Origin of the sequence: Veillonella tobetsuensis, assembly GCF_001078375.1 — a bacterium.
GTDB classification, from domain to species: domain Bacteria; phylum Bacillota; class Negativicutes; order Veillonellales; family Veillonellaceae; genus Veillonella; species Veillonella tobetsuensis.
Map to the genome: position 1 here is coordinate 112,513 of NZ_BBXI01000014.1, position 15,582 is coordinate 128,094.

The 15,582-nt window shown below is 36.1% G+C and carries 17 protein-coding genes and 1 riboswitch; of the genes, 7 read left to right on the forward strand and 10 right to left on the reverse strand.

Going from position 1 to position 15,582, the window contains the following annotated elements; all coding sequences use genetic code 11:
• Positions 1 to 35: 35 nt before the first annotated feature.
• The 3 genes from VEI_RS05910 to VEI_RS05920 form a co-directional block, all read right to left on the reverse strand.
• Positions 36 to 878, reverse strand: a complete 843-nt coding sequence (locus tag VEI_RS05910; RefSeq protein WP_059363216.1) for a hypothetical protein — start codon at positions 876 to 878, stop codon at positions 36 to 38.
• Positions 879 to 957: 79 nt separating this feature from the next.
• Positions 958 to 3,132 (reverse strand): YadA-like family protein, encoded by a 2,175-nt coding sequence (locus VEI_RS05915; protein WP_059363219.1) that lies wholly within the window; start codon positions 3,130 to 3,132, stop codon positions 958 to 960.
• A 336-nt stretch (positions 3,133 to 3,468) separates the two neighbouring features.
• Positions 3,469 to 4,467, reverse strand: a complete 999-nt coding sequence (locus tag VEI_RS05920) for an AEC family transporter (protein ID WP_059363222.1) — start codon at positions 4,465 to 4,467, stop codon at positions 3,469 to 3,471.
• 392 nt (positions 4,468 to 4,859) lie between these two features.
• Between VEI_RS05920 and VEI_RS05925 the strand changes: the two genes are divergently transcribed.
• On the forward strand, positions 4,860 to 5,471 hold the full coding sequence (locus tag VEI_RS05925) for an acetate uptake transporter (protein WP_059363224.1): 612 nt from the start codon (positions 4,860 to 4,862) through the stop codon (positions 5,469 to 5,471).
• An 89-nt stretch (positions 5,472 to 5,560) separates the two neighbouring features.
• Here the strand turns inward: VEI_RS05925 and VEI_RS05930 are convergent, their stop codons facing one another.
• The 4 genes from VEI_RS05930 to VEI_RS05945 all read right to left on the reverse strand — a co-directional run bounded on the left by VEI_RS05930 (position 5,561) and on the right by VEI_RS05945 (position 7,586).
• Positions 5,561 to 6,148, reverse strand: coding sequence for a hypothetical protein (locus VEI_RS05930; protein WP_059363225.1), 588 nt, complete (start codon positions 6,146 to 6,148; stop codon positions 5,561 to 5,563).
• Positions 6,149 to 6,165: 17 nt separating this feature from the next.
• Positions 6,166 to 6,480 (reverse strand): hypothetical protein, encoded by a 315-nt coding sequence (locus tag VEI_RS05935; protein WP_059363231.1) that lies wholly within the window; start codon positions 6,478 to 6,480, stop codon positions 6,166 to 6,168.
• Between the two features lie 225 nt (positions 6,481 to 6,705).
• The gene (locus VEI_RS05940; protein WP_059363237.1) at positions 6,706 to 7,194 is read right to left on the reverse strand and encodes an SF0329 family protein; all 489 of its coding nucleotides are present in this window, start codon (positions 7,192 to 7,194) and stop codon (positions 6,706 to 6,708) included.
• A 143-nt stretch (positions 7,195 to 7,337) separates the two neighbouring features.
• The gene (locus VEI_RS05945; protein ID WP_059363239.1) at positions 7,338 to 7,586 is read right to left on the reverse strand and encodes a hypothetical protein; all 249 of its coding nucleotides are present in this window, start codon (positions 7,584 to 7,586) and stop codon (positions 7,338 to 7,340) included.
• Positions 7,587 to 7,679: 93 nt separating this feature from the next.
• On the opposite strand from VEI_RS05945, the gene VEI_RS05950 reads away from it, so the two are divergent.
• From VEI_RS05950 to VEI_RS10585, 3 genes are all read left to right on the forward strand, one after another.
• On the forward strand, positions 7,680 to 9,080 hold the full coding sequence (locus VEI_RS05950) for a YkvI family membrane protein (protein WP_059363241.1): 1,401 nt from the start codon (positions 7,680 to 7,682) through the stop codon (positions 9,078 to 9,080).
• A gap of 14 nt (positions 9,081 to 9,094) precedes the next feature.
• Positions 9,095 to 10,327 (forward strand): threonine/serine exporter family protein, encoded by a 1,233-nt coding sequence (locus VEI_RS05955; RefSeq protein WP_059363243.1) that lies wholly within the window; start codon positions 9,095 to 9,097, stop codon positions 10,325 to 10,327.
• A gap of 362 nt (positions 10,328 to 10,689) precedes the next feature.
• Positions 10,690 to 10,740, forward strand: coding sequence for a hypothetical protein (locus tag VEI_RS10585; RefSeq protein ID WP_353511575.1), 51 nt, complete (start codon positions 10,690 to 10,692; stop codon positions 10,738 to 10,740).
• A gap of 229 nt (positions 10,741 to 10,969) precedes the next feature.
• Here the strand turns inward: VEI_RS10585 and VEI_RS10490 are convergent, their stop codons facing one another.
• The 3 genes from VEI_RS10490 to VEI_RS05965 form a co-directional block, all read right to left on the reverse strand.
• Positions 10,970 to 11,455 (reverse strand): hypothetical protein, encoded by a 486-nt coding sequence (locus VEI_RS10490; protein WP_223209334.1) that lies wholly within the window; start codon positions 11,453 to 11,455, stop codon positions 10,970 to 10,972.
• Positions 11,437 to 11,739 carry a hypothetical protein gene (locus tag VEI_RS10495; RefSeq protein ID WP_223209335.1) on the reverse strand — a complete coding sequence of 101 codons (303 nt, stop codon included), beginning with the start codon at positions 11,737 to 11,739 and terminating at the stop codon, positions 11,437 to 11,439. The genes VEI_RS10490 and VEI_RS10495 overlap by 19 nt, the downstream gene beginning before the upstream one ends.
• 196 nt (positions 11,740 to 11,935) lie before the next feature.
• Positions 11,936 to 13,153, reverse strand: coding sequence for a hypothetical protein (locus VEI_RS05965; protein WP_059363244.1), 1,218 nt, complete (start codon positions 13,151 to 13,153; stop codon positions 11,936 to 11,938).
• A 175-nt stretch (positions 13,154 to 13,328) separates the two neighbouring features.
• Between VEI_RS05965 and VEI_RS10625 the strand changes: the two genes are divergently transcribed.
• From VEI_RS10625 to VEI_RS10600, 3 genes are all read left to right on the forward strand, one after another.
• Positions 13,329 to 13,463, forward strand: a complete 135-nt coding sequence (locus tag VEI_RS10625; RefSeq protein ID WP_256359132.1) for a hypothetical protein — start codon at positions 13,329 to 13,331, stop codon at positions 13,461 to 13,463.
• Positions 13,464 to 13,722: 259 nt separating this feature from the next.
• A riboswitch (ZMP/ZTP riboswitch) is annotated at positions 13,723 to 13,810 on the forward strand.
• Positions 13,811 to 13,895: 85 nt separating this feature from the next.
• Positions 13,896 to 15,107 carry an L-lactate MFS transporter gene (locus VEI_RS05970; RefSeq protein WP_059363246.1) on the forward strand — a complete coding sequence of 404 codons (1,212 nt, stop codon included), beginning with the start codon at positions 13,896 to 13,898 and terminating at the stop codon, positions 15,105 to 15,107.
• Positions 15,108 to 15,448: 341 nt separating this feature from the next.
• The gene (locus VEI_RS10600; RefSeq protein ID WP_353511575.1) at positions 15,449 to 15,499 is read left to right on the forward strand and encodes a hypothetical protein; all 51 of its coding nucleotides are present in this window, start codon (positions 15,449 to 15,451) and stop codon (positions 15,497 to 15,499) included.
• Positions 15,500 to 15,582 lie beyond the last annotated feature (83 nt).

The following is a 15,582-nucleotide window of genomic DNA, read 5'->3' on the forward strand; positions in this document are numbered from 1 at the left end:
GGCAGGAGCAAGCTCCTGCCTCTTTATACGTTCTATTAAAACTCTTCGTCTATATTTTCTTCTGCTAGTTCTGCTAAGTCCTCTTCAATATAGCCTATATCGTCAAGGGCCTCATCTTCATCACGAGTATCTATGTACATACTGATTAAGGCCAACTCACCTTCTTCGTTAAGGCTCACAATGAGACTCATAGGTCCATATGTTAAGATGAGTTTATCCTCTTCATCGCGAATAATGTGCGGCACAGCAGCAAAATGTTGATTCATCAACTGATCAAAATAGTCCTCTACATCGAGACCATTTTCAAGGGTAATGGATTCGGCATCACCTTTTTGGAATACTACCTTTGTATCCTCCGCAATATATTTGTAGAAATCGTCTACATCTAGATTGTCTATTTCAAGCCATATACTAAGTGCTGCAATCCAGTCTTTCACCGTATGGGGCACGGTCATAAAGCGATATGGTGACTCATCTAAAGACAGTCGAAGATCATCATATTCGATGGTATAGTTTTCTTGGCTAGACACGATGCGCTCAATGCGACCATCGTCATTAAGGTCTACAAATAACATATACGCATATGCATCGCCTTCATCATAGGCCACCGTAAGACCTACACGGCCTTCGCGGAACAATGCATCATCTTCATAAACTTCAGCAATATGCATTACACGACAGATGACGGGCACGCGATCGGCTTTAATAGAATCGGTCATAGCCGATAAAAACTCTATGCTTTCAATTTTATTACGCGCTATGGTACCACGTCCCGTAGATACATACACACAATCTTCGGCGAGTAATGATTCAACACCGTGAAGATCTGAGGACTCTAGAGACGCTTTCAATAATAAAAGAGCTTGTATTTCAGTCATAACTACCTCATTATAAAACAACAGCCAACTACATTACTATTGTAACATAGTTGGCTGTATATACACTTAAAAATCTATATTATAAATTCAACTTAGCCATCATTTTTTCAATTTGTTCTTGCATAGCATTAATCTTTTCATCTTGCTCTTTAATTTTTGCATCTTGGTCATTGATAACCTTAACAAGTCCTGCTTTGGAGTAGTCTGCATAAGGTTCACTCTTACCAAATTTGAGACTAACGCCTAAGTTAAAGAGGTCCTCTCCGCCGCCTAGGCTAACACCAACAGAATATAACATCTTATTATTAGGACGATAGAATGCACCAAGAGCCATAGCATTAGCACCACGGTAATGACCATACCCAGCAGCAAAGGTCCATTGATCATTAGGGTCAAACTCTTGAGGATGCAATGCAGCCAATGCTGCTGCACCGGCACCTACACGTTTAACACGACCATCTACAGCATCAATACGATTATTAACTTGAGTCAATTGATTATTAATAGTAGATGTGGAATCTGCTGTAATTCGTTTTAACTGTGCTACATTGACAGCATCAGTATCTTCTGAACCAGCTGCTACATTTGTAATTTGGCGTGTAAGAACAGTTGTTCCTGTGGAATCACCAACAGAAATAGCGGCTGCCGTAGACTTCCAAGTTGGAGAACCATCAGTAGATGCTGCTTTTGTAGTTGGATCATACCCAGCAATCCCTTTATCTACAGAAGCAATCGATTCACTCCCTAATGCTACACCACCATTTCGAGTAACGTTCGTATTGTAACCAAGCATTACAGCATTTTCAACATTTGCTGTATTGCGACGAGTAGCAACTAATTCCTTCACTGTATAGGTAGATGTACTACCATCAAATATATTTGTAAATGATTTCGTTACATCTCGCTCCTCAGCTGCCATGGAGCCAAGTACAACATTATGCTTTCCACCATCAAAGTTATGGAAATCCCCAATCACTACATTATCTTCACCATTTTTAAGGTCATTTCTAGTACCCACTATGGTGGATCGACTAATATTCGTACCTTCATTACCATATCCACTGACAGTATTGAAAGTACTTAAATTATTCTCTTGCCCTTTTAAGACATTATTAGTACCTGAAATTTGAGAGCGAATAGCATAATCAGCTGTATTGCTACTACCTAAAATAGATACGGCACCAGCACTCAAAGCCATGTATTCTTTCATATAATGTCGACCATCTTCTACTGTAGTTTCGGTTTTACCTCTGAGTTTATCGGTCCCAATCATATCTATAGTTTGAATAGAAAAATCACCAATGGTTGAACCTAGTGCAGGATTATCTATCATTGGGGCTTTAGAATTTGTCACCACATTACCAGAACCAACAATCATGGTACCTGTAGTTCCAGCTGTTCGGTTTAAACTACCTGTTACAGAGTTAGCAACATTATCAGCTTCCTCCGTATCAGTGGCAGTACTTTCAAGCGAATTTAGAGCCCCATAAGAGGAAGAGTACGAACCCGATAAATTATTCCCACCTTCAATTGTGGTTCCGTGACCAGTAATAGTTTGTAATATTTGCCCCGATTTTGAATGGTTGCCTACCACTACACTACCGCCTGAAGTGTTAGATGTATGATATCCAATAATCGTACTAGACCCACCAACCGTATATTTTTTATCGCTTGGATCTTGATCTGATTTTTGGGCTTGCTCCGCAGGCGACATACTACCAATCACAACAGACTCACTTATAGTATCAATATTTTGATTATCCCCAATGACAATACCTGCTGAAGGACCACCAGCAGATTCTGTGCTGTACTCAGCTTTGTTATTATTACCGATAACAGTTAAGGAGTCCCACTCATTTCTATATGTGTCAGTACCTCGTATAAAATTCCCTCTACCAATTGTCAAATCTGATGCATTCGGTTCACGACCAGATGGATGTCCATAATCAGTAACCGTCCCAGCATCACGAGCGATGATTTGGTTATTATCACCAATCACATGTTGTCTCCGGCTACCTTGAACTGTATTATTAGCCCCCACTATTCGTACATCTTCATTGCCAACGGCATTTACAAGAGAGCCATTGTCTCTAGGGAATGTCTTTGTAACTGTATTATTATCCCCCACAATAGTAGCATTTTTACCACTCGGAACTGAATTACTTTTACCAGTAATATTAGTATTATCACTAGCCAGATACGTGTTGCCATTCGCATCAGTAATTGGAGTTTCCCCATATACAGAGCCCCCCATAAACAACTACAAGTACTCGTTACCAAAACAGCCGTTAACAAAGTGCTAACCTTACAATGTTTATTCGTTTTCTTTTTCATACTCTCACCCACTCCATCACATAAAAAACAAAAAGATTAACATAATTTATTTAACTAACTATTTTAACACTATACCTAAAAAATACATTTGTCAACAACATTAATAAATAGAATGCTATTTAATTTACTCAACTTATATTTCAAGCTATAATATATTCTATATAAATTTTAAAATTGAAAAAGACTAGCAGTACAGCACCCGCTATATATACTGCTAGTCTTTTACATTGTATATACCTGAGAATTAAGCCATCCATTATGCTACAATCCCAACTATTGTTAACAGTTCCATAATGAGTGGTATTACGAAGACGAATAAAATAGTACTAATCATAACAAGCCCTGTAGCAAAGGGTAAATCAGCACCAGATTCGTTGGCCACGATTGGTAAAACCGCTATGACAGGACCTGCGGATTGAACGATAAATGTAATCATCGCAATGGGCTCTAATGTAATACCACCTATATAACGAACCGTTATAATAACGCCAAACATGATGAGTGGTGCAATCACAAAACGACCAAAGATACCACCTAATGAGTCTTTATTAAGAGCCATACTCTTAAGGCCTGCATCATGAAGCACAATACCAATATATAGTAAGGATAATGGTGTAACCATATCGCCTAAGTAATTTAAGGTATTATGTAAAATCGTAGGCAATGGAATCTGTGCATATAAAAATATCAAAGCCACGATAAAGCCCATAAGTGGCGGTGGTAATAATTTCTTCCAAGAAAATTTATGTCCTGAAGGACGCACGCTTTCACCAGTAGCACTAGAATTCTGTGGCAAAGGATCCATTTCGATAAGAAATACCCCTACCATCCATACGGATATGGTGTTACCAATGTAATACAACAGAAAATATGGTAGCGCCTCTGGTCCAAACAAGGCAATCTGTACTGGTAAGCCGATAAATAGGCAATTATCATTTACTACCATGTTGATAAAAATACCACGACGACCTGGCGGAACGCGTAATATTTTCATCATAATGAAAGCCACAATATACGATACAAAATAGGTCAAACCAACTACAAGTAAACCATATCGTAAATCCCATAAATCCGATGTTTGCATATGATGCAAGACCGATACAAATACACCGGCTGGTAAAATGACGGACATAATGAGGCGTGACAGATTAGAACTAAAGGTATCGTTAAACATACCTCGCCCTTTTAATATATACCCTAATGCTATTAGCAACACAATGGGGATAATACTTTGTAATGAAGTAAGAAAAACCATATAACCTCCCATACTCTATAAGTAGTATATCACAAATAAAATTGGCCAGTTACATGGCAATACAAAATTACGCTAATACCGCATTCATTTCGGTCAACAACTATAACAAATCCATATAGAACAGGCAATTATAACGTAAATACAGTTATAAAATAAACTGGAAATCGTAATATTCCTTATAAATGCTAACAGTATCAACTATGCATTTTACGTATTATTACTATAACTCATTGTATTGCCTTGAAAGTGTGATGTATGTTACATTTATGGGGCAATACTTTCACAGTGGTTATATATTGATTTATTCGATGCATTATAGTATGACTAGTACCATGTGAGTATGTATCTGTATATTTGTAGTTAGTTGTCCCCCACGGAGAAATGAGGAACAAATGGAAAACGAAGTAAGAAAAGTTGAAATGAGCGAAAATGTAGCTGATCCTACTGGTCTTGGTTTACTAGGTCTCGCTGTAGTATGTTTTGTGGTATCCACGTCCCGCGTAGGCTGGTCTGGCCCAACAACATCTGTTATTATCCCTTGGGCAGTGTTATTAGGTTCTATGGCCCAATTAATTGCAAGTTATTTTGATTTCAAGAAAAACAATCCATTCGGCTCCGTTGTATTCGGCGCATACGGTTTGTTCTGGTCCGCTATGGCTGGTGTTTGGTTAATCCAAATGGGCTCCTTCGGTCCTGAAATCCAAAAAGGTTTCGATGTAACACAATTAGCATTCGCCTTTGTGGGCTTCTTAATCTTCTCTATCTTTGGTACAATCGCATCTTTGAAAACAAACAAAGTTGTATTCGCTATCATGTTCTTGATCTGCTTCCTATTCTTTGGTCTTGCAACAGACCTATTCTTAGGTGGCAAAACAGGCTTCTTCGCTCTTGCAGCATGGTCTGAATTATTCATCTCCCTCTTGGGCTTCTACGGTTCTGGTGCCGTACTTGTAAACAAAGTATTTGGCAAAACTGTATTCCCTATGGGTAAAAGTATCCTATAATAGTTTGAAAACTATATAATAGACTTAAAGGTCTATATATTACTGAGTTGTAATATATAGACCTTTTTTATTACATATGTACCTTTAATCTATTTAAAGCTAAATTGCGCATCCATAATCATGTGTCGCAGTTGCTCAATGCGTACACCATTTGGTAGCTTATCCCTATAGAACTGCAAATTATAATAGTATCTAGTGCCTTCATAATCAGTAACGAATACCATATCCGTCCTATTATTTAATGGCCAGCCATACATAAATTCAGCTAGTAAACTACGCACGCCATCATTATAGACCTCTATTACATCATCCTTAATAGGCAATACCATCTTAACAGTCGGTTCAGGAATCGTTCTATCTTTAACAATCTCATTAACCTTAGCCTCTAAAGTGGAATCAATAGATTTAGCCTTTACATGCATAAATACCCCATCAGAGGTTCTAAACACCCTACCATCAATATCCTTTGTTTCACCCTGCGTTTCAATAGCATCCTTTAATACGCGGAACTGGTAAGGTCCATAAAACTTTGTTTCTGTAAAAGTATCTAACGAATCATCATGTTGACCACTATGCTCATTCGTAACACGTATCATTGGTGTTATATCAATTGCTTGTGAAAGCAATGGTGTCGCTAGCAATACACCAAGGCTGATAGCACATATTATTCGTTTCATCTCTACGTCCTCCATGATTAACGATGATGCGGAAAATCCTGTTCAATATCCTCTCGATAATCGTCTTTGTACCGGATTTCATCAATCTCTGCTGGAGTCAACACACGGCCTTCAGCATTAACATATTCACGGAACTCATTAAAGTATATGCCTTCTACATCGGAAGGTTCTAATTGCGGCTCATACGATTCCACATTCCCATATGTACGATTGATTTCATCCAATATGCGATTCTGTTTCTCTATATCCGCATCATTATCTATTTGATTATTCGATGACCTAGATTTTGCAATAAGTGCAATAACGATAATGGCAATGATTAAGTACACCATACGACGCTCCTACAATACAACTACTATCGTATTAATTGTAATATCTTGAGATAAATAAATTGTTTAAGTCATGAAAAAAGGCCCGACTGTGAAGTCAGACCGTTTCTTCAACATTAAATTCTAGAAGCGAAGTCTGGCGTCCAAACCATTTATGCCTCACTTTGATATAAATTATATCATATCTAAACACGGAAGGGAATTGAACAATTTCCTTCCGTGTTTTGTTTACAAACCTTCATGGTGCACACGAATAGCATAAAACTCTTGAAATACAGGAGCTTGCTCCTCCATGAGATTTCTCATTGCAATGAGTCTACGTTTTCCCACACGTCTATCTAAAACTGCAAAGATACGTACAATTAGATTATCACTAACCAAGCTCTTATCTATATTTTGATTCTCAAATTCATCAAAAGCCTGATAAAAGCACCGCTGATCAAATACGCCTAATTCTAGTGCTGTATTGTCTATGAACGGAAAACCTTCATACATTCTTCGTTCATAGGTATCATCTTTAGGAAACAGATGGGCCTTCACATATTGATTCCAATAATTGCCTTTTATAATTTCCTTACCATTATATCGTATAGCAGCCCGCCCCTCATGATCAGGCGATTTACTATAAGTGGTAACAAAATATTGAATATGCCCTCGCAAGCTGATAGCAAGATATTCTGTTTCTAACTTATGCCGTATTCCAGACCACGTAGCCATAGGATTCACACCTCAACACACGAAACAAATATACACATTACTTAAAAGGATAATTCTGCTCATAGTCCTCTTGATAATCTAGTTTATGACGAACCGCATCAACTTCATTGGGACTTAGTACATTTCATATTACTATTATTGTATCATAGTAAATCTACTTCACCCTTATAGGTATCTCCTAAGTTTGCAATCTTAGCATCTGAAATAATACTATGCAATAATCCAATATTATAATCATTCGTTGCACGATTATAATTAATCGTATGGATATAAAGATTATGAGCATCTTGAATACTAAAGCGTAATTTACCAGTGCCATCCTTATACCCAAACACTGTGAGCACACCAGGAACGCCATCATTCCATATATACCTATGGCTTCCATGACGCATACTCGGTTTAAGTTTTTTTCCATCAACTGAATCATTAGTATGATATAATATTAAATATTTACTAAGTTATGTATTTGAAAGGAGGAAAATATAATGCAACAATCATGGAAAATTGCATTTGCCTACATAGGTGTTATTGTAGGTGCAGGACTCTCGAGTGGACAAGATCTTCTACAATATTTTATAAGTTTTGGCCAAATAGGTCTTATTGGTGTTCTATTACTAGGTCTATTAAATGCCGCATTTGGTAAAATCATGCTTTCTTTGGGGAGCTACTATCGTGCAGACAATCATGAAGAAGTTTTTACACAGATTTCCCATCCTATTATTACAAGAATACTTGATTTTGTACTAATCTCTGGTAGCTTTATTATGGGATTTGTTATGATTGCTGGCGCAGGCTCAAACTTAGAACAACAATTTGGATTCCCTTTTTGGCTTGGTGGATTAATTTGCTCACTTTTAATCATAACCGTATCATTTATGAACTTTGACAAAATAACCAGTGTTCTAGGTGTTTTTACACCTATCATGATTGTTATGATATTCATCATTACAGGCTACTCTTTTATTGGTAAAAGTCATGATTGGACTACATTAGAGGCTATAGCCCACACAATCAAACCAGCCACAAGCAATGTATGGTTTTCTGTCATTAATTATTATTCTCTATGTGCTATGACAGCTGTTTCTATGGCCTTTATTTTAGGTGGTTCTGTTGTTCGTATTGGTATTGCTGAAAAAGGTGGCACTCGTGGCGGCCTATTAGTCGGATTAGTTGTTTTTATAGCTGCTATCTCTATTTTTGCAAATCTAGATACAGTAAAAGATGCAGATTTGCCGATTCTTGCTATTGCCAATCAAATTCATCCTTGGCTAGCATATATATATGCAATCACAGTCTTTTCACTTATTTTTAATACAGCATTCTCTCTTTTTTATTCTATTGCTAGACGTTTTGCCAACGGCAGTACAAAAAGAATGAGAATTGTTATTATTTCTGTAGTAATCATAGGATATATATGTAGTTTCTTTGGTTTTAAAGATTTGATTAGTATCCTCTACCCAATTCTCGGTTATATGGGACTATTACTCCTAATTATTCTTATTTATGGCTGGCTCCGTGATCGTAAAGATATCATTATGGAAAAACTCTTCCGAAGAAAGATGATCCATTTATCACTAAAAAAACATAGTCCTCACAAAACACTATCAGAAGAAGAACGTGAACTATTCCACACATTAGGTGATATTAGTCAAGCAGATACAAAAGCTCTTAAAGAAGATATTCATGATGTAGCAAAAGAGATACTTTCAAATACGGAAACAGTTCAAGACTTAAAAGACTATGTAGAAGAGCATCTCACAATAGATGAAGAATTAATACATGAAAACATCAATAGTCTACAAGAACAGAAAGACTCTAAACAAGCTGATTCACCTAAAAATAAATTAACAAAAGAGTCTAATAAAAATAACAATAAGATAAAATGAGTGATGAGGAAATAATGACCAGTGTAGAATTAGAAATTATATTAAAAGCTGGGAAAATACTTCTTAGTAGTGGTGCTGAAATCAGTCGTACAGAGGATACTATGAACTACATAGCACGAGCTATGAATTTTAAAGATTTAGAAGCCTACGTATCCAATAGAGGTATTTTTGCAACTGCTAAGAAAGCTGATGGAACTGAAATTACTCGTATTTGTAACGTTCCTGAAGTCGATATTAACCTCAGTAAAATTGAATCTGTTAATGCTCTCTCCCGACGTGTCACACAAAAAAATATTACTATTGAGGAGATTGAAAGTGAACTTAATCAAATTGATACCATGTCAGACTATTCTTTTTTTTGGAGATTAGTAGCTTATACGTTAGGAGCTTCGGGCTTTAGCTATGCAATTGGTAGTTCTATAACAGACTCTATAATTGCCGGTATTATAGGCTTAATATTAGGCGTCTATATGTGTACGATTAAACGCATACTTAGTTCTGATGTATTGATTACCATTTTAGGTAGTATTCTAATAGCCTTATTGGGTAATCTCTTTATCCACTTTGAATTAGGCTCCAACCTATCAGTTATATTACTAGGAGCCATGATTGACATTGTTCCCGGAGTTCCTTTCGTCAATGCTATTAGAGAGTATAGCCAGAATAACTATAATACAGGAATAACCCTTATGATGGGCGCGTTACTTACCTGTATTTCAATGGCTGTAGGGGTCGCAGTAGTACAATCACTACTCTTCAACACACAAATGATTCCTCTTTATACCTCTAATTTAGATACTAATTCCTTAACCTCTATGTTTATGCGTAGTATAATGGCTGGTATTGGTACGACAGCATTTGCAATCTTATTCCGTGTAGCTAAACAACATTTTATCGATTGTACAATATTAGGATTCATCTCATGGTTCTTGTTCTTAACATTATCTTCACTACAGTCTAATGTTATGCTCTCCATATTCATCAGTGGTTTTATCATCGCCATAGCATCAAGAATATTGGCTGTTAAACGGAAATGCCCTGCTATAGTTTTCCTAATGACTAGCTTATTCCCTTTACTACCAGGGCTCAGCTTTTATCGATCCATTTATTATATGCTAATGGGACAAGAAACTATTGCCATTAGCTTCGCAAAAGAATCCTTTTTGATAGCTTTTACAATTGCTATATCTATCGCAATTGTAAAACATATAAAACCACCACGAATCCAAAAAAACACTTATAAATAATATAACCTTATAACAAATTCATGTAAATGAAAGCATTTACAACGTAATTTCCAAATCTATTACCTGTAAAAATATGATATATGTCACGTTTATGAAGCGGTACTTTCACGTAGATGCGCCATCAAAACTGTATTTCCTTTGGGTAAAAGCATTCTGTAATAGTTTACTAACTATATAATTTACTTGCACAATAAAAGAGGTTCCTATAAGTCACTACTGTGACCATTAGGAACCTCTAATCTATTTACTTTTATAATTGACGGCATTATATTGAACTTGAGGCCTCTAAATGGGTCCAGCCTTAGCTAATCTTCTAGAGATTGGCGGTGATCAATATGAGTACATTTAAAGTGTTATCGTTAATGATTTCCTTTGGGATACTTGTAGCGACCATTATCATGGCAGCAAAGTGATTGACCTCTAGCTGAAAGCTAGCTTTCTAATCGTGGCATGAAAAAAGGCCCGACATAGAAGTCAGACCGTTTCTTCAATTTTAAATTACTAGAAGCGAAGTCTGGCGCCGAAACCATTTATGCCTCACTTTGATATAAATTATATCATATCTAAATAGGGAAAGGAATCCCATACGATTTCTTTTTTGTTTTAAAACATAATAAACCTATGCAAGAAATAATATGCGAACTAATCTTCACTGTAGTCAATATAAATATGTACAGAATTTGCTGGCCCCGCTAAACTACGGCCGATTTCAATCGTCATAGGTCCATACTTTATAAAGGATCTATTATTCTTATCACGAATTATATGTGGCATAGTATAGAAAAATAAATTCATTATCTTATCAAAGTCATTTATAATTTCTTCCTTACCTAACAACAAAATAGGTTCTTGATTTTTTCTTTGAAAATGTACACAGCACTCATCAGCAAGTGAATCATAAAAAGAATGCTTATCTACATATCCAGTTTCTAACCAAATACTAATGGCTGTAAGCCAATCCAAAAAATCAACAGGCTCCTTATAAAAAATGTAATCTATAGGAGGGGAATTATTTTCAGCACGATGTTTATCAAGTCTAAAACTCGGAATATTATTACTAACAATAATTTTGTTAATAAAATTATTTGAATCTAACTCAATAAACATACCTATAGCATAATTGTCCATTTCATTGTATGCAATAGCGAGCCCTCTTTCACCTTCATAAAAAACTCTTTTTCGTTGGTTCCCTCACTAAGTGTCATCATATGTGCATACACAGCTAAATTATCATCTCTGGTCCTTTTTGCCATTGAATTTAAAAAATCATATACTTCTATCTTTCCATTTTTTAATATATTCCTCTCAACATTAATATACTGACAATTATCTGCTAACAAATTATTAATCCCCTTAAAATCAGCATATTCTAATGCAGATTTAAATATTAATAACACATGATTTACATTCATCTAGGACACCACTTTCAATAAAAGAAAAACTGATTATTAGCGCCTTAATTACTGAATTGGATACAATAAAATAAATCATACCACTTGCATCTCATAATAATTTCATTATATAGTAAGAATTTATTAAAATAAATCTATAAAATCCAAAATTCAGAAGGGTAGATAGGGCTTTTTTACTATAAGATAAAAATAAGGATTAGATAAACCAAACATCCTCTTGATACATATTACCAGTGTCAGATAATGTTGCATCTGTAATTAATTTTCGTAACTGCACCTTGATATATGCACCATTATCTAAGGGATAGTGGATTGAATTTTGGTATTTAAAACTGTCATCATAAGTAATAAACATCAATATCCCCTGTCGATTATCTAATTCAAGATCTAGTAATAAACCTGGCATACCATCATTCCAAACAAAGGAATGGCTACCTTTGGTAATCTTTGGGGATCCAGGAAATCCAAAGAACTCAGCAGTCTTATTATCTAGTTTATGTAACAGATCAATTTCGTCAAATGAACTAAATATACCCTTTTCCAAATTATTCGCAGGGTCAATCAAAATTTGTTGCCTTATATCTTTATCAACTGTGAAAGTCACACCATCTATTTTAACATTAGGGTTATTTTCTTTAACGGCTGTTTTAGGAACTCTAAAAGAATATTTCTTATAGTTTTCTACTCGGCTATAGTCATCTAAATCTTGAAGAGAATGAATTGAAGGCAATACATAATTAGCCATTATTTTATTAATATCATTTGATGTGACACTCTCCGTTACACGAGGATACAGAATAACATTATATGCTTGCTTAGGATGCTTACTCAACTCAAAATTTAAAGCAATAATGTCCATATCTACAGCACCAGTAAGAGTTATTTTTCTCCAGTAACTTTTACTAAGACCATCATATTTAAAAACCATATCTGTTTTATCAGGAGAATATGGCATTTTATTTTCAATAATAGCAGTAACAATCATTGGGGACTGAAATAAATAACCAGCCGCTGCATCTGGAAAATCACTTAATGCCTCTTTTTGTACTACACTAAATGGTAATGTTACTGATAGGCCGCCCTTTTTATTATGTAAATTCACTACTGTGTTACCATCATACTTACGGCGCTCAATAGTATAAATCTCATTTTTTAAGGCTTCTACTGCATCGTCATCTACAACTACACCAAACTCTTGATTAAAGCGCTCTTTAGAATAAGCGGAAAATGAATCTGCCTTCTTTTTTAATCTCTCATCATATGTAGACTCAATTTTATTAGTCGTATATACCGCTTGTACATATGCATCACGCGAAATACTTGGATCCGCACCAGGAAGTTTCACATCAACAGCATAACTAGAACCACTAATAGCGCTCAATACAATAGCACTTAATAATAATCGTTTTAACATATACATCTCTCCACAAAATAGTAATTTTAACAGTATTGTAACATAATAAAAAGATATTGATAAAATTAATTACAAAACGAAAGAGGTTCCTATTGGTCACCTAGGTGACTATTAGGAACCTCTAATCTATTTACTTTTATTATTTACAACATTATATTGAACTTGAGGCCTCTAAATGGGTCCAGCCTTAGCTAATCTTCTAGAGATTGGCGGTGATCAATATGAGTACATTCAAAGTGTTATCGTTGATGATATCCTTTGGCATACTTGTAGCGACCATTATCATGGCAGCAAAGTGATTGACCTCTAGCTGAAAGCTAGCTTTCTAATCGTGGCAGGAAAAAAGGCCCGACATAGAAGTCAGACCGTTTCTTCAATTTTAAATTACTAGAAGCGAAGTCTGGCGCCGAAACCATTTATGCCTCACTTTGATATAAATTATATCATATCTAAATAGGGAAAGGAATCGAAGGATTCCTTTCCCTATTTTCAATTATAAATGTTTATGGTGTATACGATAGTGACTTATATCATCGACAAGATATCCTCTTAATTGCTATATTTATAATATATTACTACTGGGCTGACGGATTCGTAGAATTGACTACATGCACAGTAGCGCACATCGTGTGATAGCCGACCGTCTGGGCAAGCTTTTGTTCAGACGGTCTTTTTTTGTTCTCTCATAACAAATATGCATATAAATTTTTAATCATTTCACCTATATGAAAGGAGTTTTCTTATGAGAAATCGTTGGCTTATTGCACTAGCTGCCATTGGTCTGCATATATCTATCGGTAGTGTGTACGCATGGAGCGTGCTCACGCGCCCTATCATGGTAGATATGGGATTTACCTTATCACAAACAACCTGGACATTTTCACTAGCCATTCTAATGCTTGGTCTATCTGCAGGTTTTCTTGGATCCTTTGCAGAGAAGATTGGTCCTAAAAAAAGCGGTCTCCTCGCCATGTTATTTTGGGTAGCAGGTCTATTCGGTACAGCCTATGCACTTAGCATCCATAGCCTTACCTTACTATATCTATTCTACGGTATCATCGGTGGTATAGGACTAGGTATTGGTTATATAACACCAGTGTCTACGCTCGTAAAATACTTTCCAAATCGCCCAGGATTTGCCACCGGATTAGCCATTATGGGTTTTGGATTTGCTTCACTCATTGCAGGCCCGCTTATGCAATTCCTCGTAGCTCAAGTTGGATTAGTAAATAACTTCATTATCCTCGGCGTAATCTATCTAGTGGTTATGGGCGCCTCTTCGCTCTATTTGAAAGCACCTCAACAAAAACAACCACCGCGAACTACGAAAGATAAATCCACTATGTACGTTCACAACCATGGTATGCTAGCCAATGATGCTATGAAAACTTGGCAATTTGGTGCCCTTTGGTGGGTCTTCTTTGTTAATATTACCTGCGGTATTGGGCTCCTATCTCTAGCATCCCCAATGGCACAAGAAACCATTGGCATGACACCAGCAGCTGCGGCCTCTCTAGTCGGTATTATTGGCATTTTCAATGGTGGTGGTCGCATTGTATGGTCCACTATCTCTGATTTCCTTGGACGAGCACAAACTTATATACTATTCTTTATTATACAAATCATCGCATTCTACGTACTTGCCGAAACCAATAATGCTCTAACATTCCAAGTTTTAATTCTTCTCATTATCACCTGCTATGGCGGCGGATTCGCCTGTATGCCAGCATATCTTGCAGACCTCTATGGCATACGCCAACTCTCCACTATTCATGGCCGCATTCTAACCGCTTGGGGATTAGCTGGTATAGTTGGTCCTATGCTCGTGTCATACTTTCACGAAGCAGGATATGGCTATACTACAGCCTTAGTATGCTTTGCTCTTCTATTTGTATTAAATACAATTATTGCTATAATCTTAAAAATATACGGCAAACGAGGGTTACATAACTGATATTTAATTCTAGTACTATAAAAATTGTAACTGCATTGTCACTTCCAAACCATTTATGCTTCACTTCGATATAAAGTATCTCATATATAAATAAGGAAAAAATCTAAGGATTTCTTTCCTTCTTTTCTTTATAAAAGATACTGTTAAATCCCCCGAACTAATTACAAAACGAAAGAGGTTCCTATTGGTCACCTAGGTGACTATTAGGAACCTCTAATCTATTTACTTTTATAATTGACAGCACTATATTGAACTTGAGGCCTCTAAATGGGTCCAGCCTTTGCTAATCAACTCGAGGATTGGCGGTGATCAATATGAGTACATTCAAAGTGTTATCGTTAATGATTTCCTTTGGCATACTTGTTGCGACCATTATCATGGCAGCAAAGTGATTGACCTCTAGCTGAAAGCTAGCTTTCTTATCGTGGCATGAAAAAAGGCCCGACATAGAAGTCAGACCGTTTCTTCAATTTTT

What these genes read in the sequence shown, in the direction of transcription:
- VEI_RS05945 (WP_059363239.1), bottom strand. Translation starts at nt 7,586, where the DNA reads ATGCGTCATGGAAGCCATAGGTATATATGGAATGATGGCGTTCCTGGT.
- VEI_RS05940 (WP_059363237.1), bottom strand. Translation starts at nt 7,194, where the DNA reads ATGGCTACGTGGTCTGGAATACGGCATAAGTTAGAAACAGAATATCTT.
- VEI_RS05910 (WP_059363216.1), bottom strand. Translation starts at nt 878, where the DNA reads ATGACTGAAATACAAGCTCTTTTATTATTGAAAGCGTCTCTAGAGTCC.
- VEI_RS05915 (WP_059363219.1), bottom strand. Translation starts at nt 3,132, where the DNA reads ATGGGGGGCTCTGTATATGGGGAAACTCCAATTACTGATGCGAATGGC.
- VEI_RS05970 (WP_059363246.1), top strand. Translation starts at nt 13,896, where the DNA reads ATGAGAAATCGTTGGCTTATTGCACTAGCTGCCATTGGTCTGCATATA.
- VEI_RS10490 (WP_223209334.1), bottom strand. Translation starts at nt 11,455, where the DNA reads ATGGACAATTATGCTATAGGTATGTTTATTGAGTTAGATTCAAATAAT.
- VEI_RS05935 (WP_059363231.1), bottom strand. Translation starts at nt 6,480, where the DNA reads ATGGTGTACTTAATCATTGCCATTATCGTTATTGCACTTATTGCAAAA.
- VEI_RS05930 (WP_059363225.1), bottom strand. Translation starts at nt 6,148, where the DNA reads ATGAAACGAATAATATGTGCTATCAGCCTTGGTGTATTGCTAGCGACA.
- VEI_RS05925 (WP_059363224.1), top strand. Translation starts at nt 4,860, where the DNA reads ATGGAAAACGAAGTAAGAAAAGTTGAAATGAGCGAAAATGTAGCTGAT.
- VEI_RS05950 (WP_059363241.1), top strand. Translation starts at nt 7,680, where the DNA reads ATGCAACAATCATGGAAAATTGCATTTGCCTACATAGGTGTTATTGTA.
- VEI_RS05955 (WP_059363243.1), top strand. Translation starts at nt 9,095, where the DNA reads ATGACCAGTGTAGAATTAGAAATTATATTAAAAGCTGGGAAAATACTT.
- VEI_RS10495 (WP_223209335.1), bottom strand. Translation starts at nt 11,739, where the DNA reads ATGAATGTAAATCATGTGTTATTAATATTTAAATCTGCATTAGAATAT.
- VEI_RS10625 (WP_256359132.1), top strand. Translation starts at nt 13,329, where the DNA reads ATGGGTCCAGCCTTAGCTAATCTTCTAGAGATTGGCGGTGATCAATAT.
- VEI_RS05965 (WP_059363244.1), bottom strand. Translation starts at nt 13,153, where the DNA reads ATGTTAAAACGATTATTATTAAGTGCTATTGTATTGAGCGCTATTAGT.
- VEI_RS05920 (WP_059363222.1), bottom strand. Translation starts at nt 4,467, where the DNA reads ATGGTTTTTCTTACTTCATTACAAAGTATTATCCCCATTGTGTTGCTA.